We start from the raw sequence: 7664 nt of genomic DNA on the forward strand, positions 1-7664 counted from the left end.
AGACAAAGAAATTTTTAAAGCGGTTTCATATAATAGAGATAAGAAAATAGTTAAATGACAAAAGGAGTCTCTATTATAACTGTTGGGGGTATGCACAATGAGTATTCGCCGAATTGAACAAATGTTAAATCAATTCAATAAGATAGGTTACACAGAGAATGGTATGAATCGGTTGGCGTATACAGAAAATGAACACAAAGCAAAAGAGCTTTTTAGAGAAATGTGCGAAAAAGAACATTTGACTGTGCGAATGGATTATGCCGGAAATATGATTGCGCGCAGAGAAGGAATAAATTCGACATTACCTCCTGTTTCTGCCGGTTCACATCTGGATACGGTTATTAATGGAGGAGAGTACGATGGAACTGTTGGCGTTGTTGCCGCTATTGAATTAATTTGCCGTTTAAATGAACAACAAATTCAAACCAGCCATCCAATTGAAATTATTTGTTTTGCTGCGGAAGAGTCATCGAGGTTTGGTATAGCTACAATGGGAAGTAAAATGATGGCAGGAAAATTAGACCAGAATAAAGTCAAGAATTTAAAGGATAAAAACAATGTAAGCTTAGAAGATGCCTTTTCTCAAGTGGGATTAAAAGTAAGTCAAGTAGATGGCGCATTCAGAGAAAGTAAAGATATAAAAGCGTTTTTTGAACTCCATATTGAGCAAGGACCTGTATTAGAACTAGAGCAATTGAATATTGGGGTTGTGACGGGGATTGCGGCCCCGACCCGCTTGAAAATAACAATCAAGGGAAAAGCATCACATTCCGGTACTACGCCTATGGATTTACGGAAAGATGCGTTCTTGGGTGCTTCCGAAATTGGTTTGGCTGTGGAAAAAGCGGCGCTGGCGGAGGCGAAGAAAGGAACGGTTGCCACTGTGGGAGACTGTGCTGTCACTCCCGGCGCAATGAATGTTGTCCCTGAAAAAGCAGAGATGATAATCGATATTCGTAGTGTTGACATGAATTCTAAAAAAAAGGTGATGGAGCATGTAAAGGAAACCATGAAATATGTAGAGCGTAAAAGGGGGTTATGGATACATTTCGAGTTATTAACGAATGATGAACCTGTCCTATTAGAACAGCATGTTATTTCCTCTATTCTGCAAACATGTGAACAATCAGGTATCTCATATAGGGAAATGACGAGTGGGGCAGGCCATGACGCGATGAATATGGCTGGTCTTTGCTCAACCGGATTGATTTTTATTCCCTGCAGGGATGGTTTAAGTCATCACAAAGATGAATTTGCCTCACTTGAAGCCATTAAAATTGGATGTGATGTGTTAGAAAAGGAAGTATTAAAGTGGGCTATTCCAGCGAAAGGTAAGGAAATTCCAAAATAGTGGAGGTGTATCATGAGGGACTATCATGTAACCGTATTATCGAATAAACAAGTCAGTAACCGCTATTGGCACTTGATAGTAGATTCGTCTGACTTAAAAGAGGCTATTGAACCAGGTCAATTTTTTAATATAAAGTCTACGGATTATCAGACTTATTATCCTTTACTTCGACGACCGTTCAGTATTTATCGGATCAAGGAGGACACGCTGGAATTCCTTTATAAGGCAGAAGGTGCGGGGACAAAACAATTGGCGACGTATAAACCCGGCCAAAAAATCAGCTTGCTTGGGCCTGCAGGAGTATCCTATTCTATTCCAAAAAACTGTAAAAAGATTTTGCTCTTGGCGAGAGGTGTGGGCATTGCAACACTTGCAGCTCTTGCTCAAAAAGCTGATCAAATGAATATTGAAATATATGCGATTTTAAGCGCCCGTAATAAGGATGATTTATTGGCAACGAAGACAATAGAGAAATATTGTACGAAAGTTTATTGTGTTACAGAAGAGGATAAAACAAGTGATGTAGAACATGTGCGTAGAATGATTCATGATTTAATAAAAACACATCATATTGATGCAGCGTACACCTGTGGATCGAGAAGATTGTCCATGCTGCTGCAAAAAATAACAAAAGCAAATGGAATCACCAGTCAGGTTGCTTTAGAGGAATACATGGCATGCGGAATGGGAGTCTGCTATTCGTGTGTCTGTGATATTAAGAGGCAGGGAGTGATGCAAACTGTTAAATCCTGTGAGGATGGCCCTGTTTTCCCTCTTGAGGAGGTGATTTTTGAGTAATGAAAAAGGAAAGGAAGATGGAAGTAGATATCGGAGGAATGAAAATAACAAATCCCGTTATGCCTGCTTCAGGAGCTTTCGGAGAAGGAATGGATAGGGTTATCGATTTTAATCTTCTTGGTGCATTGATACCTAAAAGTATTACGAAGTATCCTCAAAGAGGTAATAGAACTCCTCGGGCGTGTGAGACAAAGGGGGGAATGATTAATTCGATTGGTATTCAGAGCAAGGGGATTGATTATTATTTGAAAGAAACGATTCCTTATTACGAACAGTATAGTATACCGCTTATATCCAGTATTTCTGCTGAATCCATTGATGAATTTGTTGAAATGTCCAGTATCATTGCGTCTGTTACAAGCGTGGCTGCCCTGGAATTAAATATATCATGTCCAAATTTAAAAAATAATGGCCAGGCGTTTGGGATGAGTGACGATATCACCTATCAATTGGTAAATCGAGTGAGAAAAGTAACAGATAAACCAATTCTTGTAAAGCTGACACCAAATGTTACCGACATCCAATCGATCGCTTTAGCTGCAGAAAGAGCTGGAGCTGATTCTTTGGTCGTTGCCAATACACCGTTAGCGATGGCCATTGATATTCATACCCGCCGACCCAAAATCGGGAACATAATGGGCGGATTATCGGGTCCCGCCATTAAACCGATCATTGTGAGACAAATATATCAGGTCCATGAAGTTTCACAGCTTCCTATTATTGGTTGCGGTGGTATCATGACGGCGGATGATGCGATTGAAATGATGCTGGCCGGAGCATCAGCAGTGCAAGTAGGAACGGCCAATTTTGTATCTCCAACAGCCATGATAGATATTATAGCGGGCATACAAACTTATATGGAAGAACACCAATTGCATCGTATCGATGAATTGATTGGCGGTGTTATAGTAATGAATCAGCGGGAAGAAGATTATATCTGATAAAATAGGAAGGAGATTACCAATGTCAGAGTGGGATCATATTATAAAAAATGGGAAAATTACGACGGTGGATGATTGTTATGATGGGATAATTTATATAAAGGATGGAAAAATTGCAGCTATTACCTCAGAGCAACTACCAGGGGAGGCGGACGAAATGACGGACGCTGCCGGATGTCATGTGTTGCCGGGATTGATGGACACCCACATTCATTCAAGGGATCCAGGTTCCACATATAAGGAGGACTTTTATCATTCTACGCTGGCAGCAGCAGCTGGTGGAATTACACTTGTATTTGAGATGCCAAATACAAATCCTCCTGTTAACCATGTGGAAAACTTCGAAAAACAAGTAGAAAATCTATCCAAAAAAGCAAATGTAGATTTTGGTGTTTGGGGAATTTGTTTGGGAGATTTAAATTTAAATAGCATTCAGCCGCTTTATGAAGCGGGTGTTATTGGATTTAAATTTTTCTGGGGATATGCCATTAAACGGGATACGTATGAATTGGTTTATAATTATTCTCCAGAAATGAAAGATATTATTCCACCGCTTGATGATGGTGAAGTCTATAATATATTCAGAGAGGTTTCCAAGACGGGCAAAGTTTTGGCTATTCATGCTGAAAATAATGAATTAATCCACCAGTTGACAAGTGAAATCCAAAACGATGGGCGTACAGATTATGAAGCGCTTGTGGAAGGAAGACCTGATCTTGCCGAATTAACCACTATTCAAACTGGTATTGCTTTTGCTAAAGATACAGGAGCGCGATTGCATATACTCCATATTACATCTGAAAAGGGAGTGGATGCAGTGAAAGATGCACAGGCAACAGGGGAAAATATTACCTCAGAGACTTGCCCTCACTTCCTCTTTTTGAATGCAGATGACTATGAATCTATTGGTCCAATGATGAAGGTTTATCCGCCGGTGAAGTATAAGGCAGATCAGGAGAAGCTTTGGGGTCGTATAGAAGATGGTACTATTTCAATCGTTTGTTCCGATCATGCACCGCATACGGAAGAAGAAAAAAATGGAGACCTATGGTCTATGCCGGCTGGCATGTGCGGAGTGGAAACAACCGCACCATTAATGCTAAATGCTGTTAATGAAGGGAAAATCACGATCCAGCAATTGGTTGCATTGTTATCTACAAATCCTGCTAAACAATTTGATCTCTATCCGAGAAAAGGCTCGCTGCAAGTTGGTTCAGATGCTGATATAACGATTGTTGATCTGAAACAACCGTTCGAAATAAAAAGAGAGCAGCTGCACAGTAAAAGTAAAGTAACGGCTTTTGATGGTTTCAAAGGAATAGGGAAACCGATGGCAACAATCGTGCGTGGCAAAACAGTTATGAAAAATGGCGAAATCGTTAACGAACATCAGGGTCAATGGATTAAACCAGCTGATTAAAATTTGTTTATGGGACGGGACATGGGAAGCCATTGTAAAACTGATAGATAAAGTAAACAATTTGTTTCCTATCTGATCCAATGAACAAACATTTTGGAAAAAGAAAAGGGGTGCAGATGTTGGAAACAGCTCGCATGACGATTGCTGCAACTGGTGATAGTTTTATTACTCGGAAGTTACCGTCGTATTTAGGCCATGCTTTTCAAGAAGTTTCACAACTGCTGAAACATGCTGATGTGCGTTTTACGAATCTTGAAGTAACAACACATCAAATGGAGGGCTATCCTTCAGCTGTAAGCGGTGGAACTTGGGCCATGGCATCGCCTGATGTATTACATGATCTCAAAGCATATGGATTTAACCTGTACGCTTGGGCTAACAACCATACCATGGACTATTCACAAGGGGGTCTATTGGCAACTCAAAGATATCTGAACGAGCATGGGCTCATTCATGGTGGAGTTGGAGAAAACTTGGCTGAGGCCAGTTCTCCAAAGTATCTCGAAACTTCTTCCGGTAGAGTTGCTGTAATTAGTGCAACTTCTACTTTTCACGAGTCGTGGCGGGCAGGAGAGCAGCGGCCTGATACGATTGGACGCCCTGGCGTTAATCCGTTAAGATATCACACGACGTACTTTGTTACAAAACCGGAGATGGAAAAACTTCAAGAAATTGCGAATCATACGTTTATAAATGCTGATCATAATTTAGCAGTTAAAGAAGGATTCGAAGTTAAAAAAAATGATGAATTTTCTTTTGGACCTTTACGATTTAAAATAGGAGAAACACGAAGAAAAGAAACGGAACCTTTTCCATCCGATATGGAAAGATTAGAAAAAACTATACTCGAGGCGCGTCGACAGGCTGATGTTGTGCTGGTTAGTATTCACTCTCATGAAATGAAAGGGGAAAATAAAGCATTACCAGCACAGTTTTTAGAGACAGCAGCAAGGAAATGCGTTGATAGTGGTGCAGATGCTGTTATTGGTCATGGACCTCACATATTGCGAGGGATTGAAATATATCGCAAGAAGCCCATTTTTTATAGTTTGGGAAATTTCATTTTTCATAATGAGACAGTATCGGTTCTTCCTGCCGATTTTTATGAAAAATATAACTTGAATTTTCAACATAACGTGGCAGATGCTCTTGATCAAAGAAGTGATTATGATACAAAAGGTCTGGGGGTCAATCCTTATGTATGGGAATCCGTTATTGCAAAATGGGATATGGAGGGCGAAAACGTAACAGGTATTCGTCTCCATCCAATAGAACTGGGGTACAGGTTGCCGAGATATAGAAGAGGCTGGCCAGCGCTTTCACATGAGAATCAATACCGTATTCTGAAAAACTTGCAGGAATTGAGCGAGCCGTACGGAACGAATATGAACATCGAGGATGGGGTAGGAATTATTCGCTTTTGATAGTATAATGAACGTGATAGATTAGTATTTGTACAGGAAGTGTATATAATGAAAAAAACCGGATTTAGAACTGAAAAAGACTCTTTAGGTCAAAAAACGATTTCTCAGGATGCTTATTACGGCGTTCAAACAGTACGGGCTCTTGAAAACTTTCCTATCACGGAAATCCCCGTTCATAAAGAGCTGATTCTCGCGCTTGCTGAGGTGAAAAAAGCAGCAGCACTGGCCAATATGCATACAGGAATGCTGCCAGAAGCTATTGGGGAAGCTATTGTAAGCGCTGCAGAAGAAGTGATAGAAGGAAAACTATTGGATCAATTTGTGGTAGATTCTATCCAGGGCGGAGCAGGTACCTCCATTAACATGAATATGAACGAGGTTTTGGCCAATCGTGCTTTAGAAATATTGGGTAAAGAAAGAGGCGAATACAAATTCTGTTCGCCTAATACGCATGTCAATATGTCCCAATCTACGAATGATACGATACCAACGGCTTTAAAAATAGCGTCCTATCGCATGGCTCAGGAATTGATCACGACCTTGAAGAGATTGGAAAAAGAATTGGTGAAGAAAGAAGCGGAATTTCAGGGCGTACTGAAAATGGGGAGAACCCATCTGCAGGATGCTGTGCCGATTCTGTTAGGTCAGGAATTCAGCGCTTATTCGGAAGTGATTGGCCGCGATATTGATAGAATTACCCAAGCGGCGGAGGCAATGCTCATAGTCAATATTGGTGCAACAGCTGTCGGGACAGGCCTTAACGCAAAACCTGAATATATGGAAAAGGCAGTAACACAGTTATCCGCCCAGCTTGGAGTAAAGCTTCATTCAGCGAAAAATTTAGTGGATGGCACACAGAATACGGATGCTTATACGGCACTTTCAGCGTCAATGAAAGTGCTGGCTATGAATATGTCCAAAATTTGTAATGATTTACGCTTGATGGCATCCGGGCCAATGACAGGTCTTCAGGAAATCATTCTTCCTGCAAAGCAGCCGGGTTCTTCCATTATGCCTGGAAAAGTAAATCCGGTCATGATTGAAGTGGTAAATCAGGTAGCTTTTCAAGTTGCGGGCAATGACCAGTCAATTTGTATGGCATCTGAAGCCGGACAGTTTGAATTAAACGTAATGGGACCTGTTATCATTTTTAATTTGCTGCAGTCTCTTAAAATAATGAATAATGGCTTAGATGTGTTTACACGCTATGCAGTGAGTGATATGGAAGCCAATGTAGAGAAATGCCGTGAGTATGTGGAAGAAAGTTATGGTATTATCACCGCATTGAATCCACATTTAGGATATGAAACAGCTGCCAAAGTTGTTAAGCAGGCTATCGAAACAGGATTGACCATCAAAGAAATCTGCAAGGCACATGACCTTTTATCAGAGAGGGAATTGGATACTATTCTGGATCCAAATGAGATGACAACCCCAGGTATTGCCGGGAACGAGTTTCTGGTAAATAAATGAGCATTAATAAAAAGCTGACAGGGCTGTTGCACAATCAGGTAACTGAAAGTGCAACAGCCTCTTTTTATTTAATAATATGATTTCATTTATTGTAGTGGATTTTTTGTAGAAGTATTGGTAAAATAAAAATAATTCAAAGAAAGGAAGTGTTCTATTGTTCACTGTACCAGTAATTTTAGAAGAAGAAGCAGACTATATGAAGCATGATCGGCTGACGAAAAAGCTGATCCAAGAGTTTTTTGAAGAGTTCATCGAAG

The 7664-nt window shown here is 40.4% G+C and carries 6 protein-coding genes; all 6 read left to right on the forward strand.

Translation table 11 applies throughout. The features are described 5' to 3' along the window. The first annotated feature begins 97 nt into the window (after positions 1-97). The 6 genes from IEX29_RS24085 (at position 98) to IEX29_RS24110 (ending at position 7407) form a co-directional block, all read left to right on the forward strand. Positions 98-1351, forward strand: a complete 1254-nt coding sequence (locus IEX29_RS24085; protein WP_188738020.1) for a Zn-dependent hydrolase — start codon at positions 98-100, stop codon at positions 1349-1351. Positions 1352-1363: 12 nt separating this feature from the next. Beyond that, the gene (locus IEX29_RS24090) at positions 1364-2149 is read left to right on the forward strand and encodes a dihydroorotate dehydrogenase electron transfer subunit (RefSeq protein ID WP_188738022.1); all 786 of its coding nucleotides are present in this window, start codon (positions 1364-1366) and stop codon (positions 2147-2149) included. Further along, positions 2149-3090 (forward strand): dihydroorotate dehydrogenase, encoded by a 942-nt coding sequence (locus IEX29_RS24095; protein WP_188738025.1) that lies wholly within the window; start codon positions 2149-2151, stop codon positions 3088-3090. Before IEX29_RS24090 ends, IEX29_RS24095 begins: the two co-directional genes overlap by 1 nt. A 22-nt stretch (positions 3091-3112) precedes the next feature. Then, entirely contained in the window at positions 3113-4510 is a 1398-nt protein-coding gene (gene allB, locus IEX29_RS24100; protein WP_188738027.1) for an allantoinase AllB, read from the forward strand. An 80-nt stretch (positions 4511-4590) separates the two neighbouring features. Next, complete coding sequence (locus IEX29_RS24105; RefSeq protein WP_308423669.1) at positions 4591-5934, forward strand: CapA family protein; 1344 nt, start codon at positions 4591-4593, stop codon at positions 5932-5934. 48 nt (positions 5935-5982) lie between these two features. After that, positions 5983-7407 (forward strand): aspartate ammonia-lyase, encoded by a 1425-nt coding sequence (locus tag IEX29_RS24110; protein WP_188738029.1) that lies wholly within the window; start codon positions 5983-5985, stop codon positions 7405-7407. The last annotated feature ends 257 nt before the right edge of the window (positions 7408-7664 follow it).

It is taken from the genome of Oceanobacillus neutriphilus, from assembly GCF_014645515.1.
In the GTDB taxonomy this organism is placed as follows: domain Bacteria; phylum Bacillota; class Bacilli; order Bacillales; family Amphibacillaceae; genus Oceanobacillus; species Oceanobacillus neutriphilus.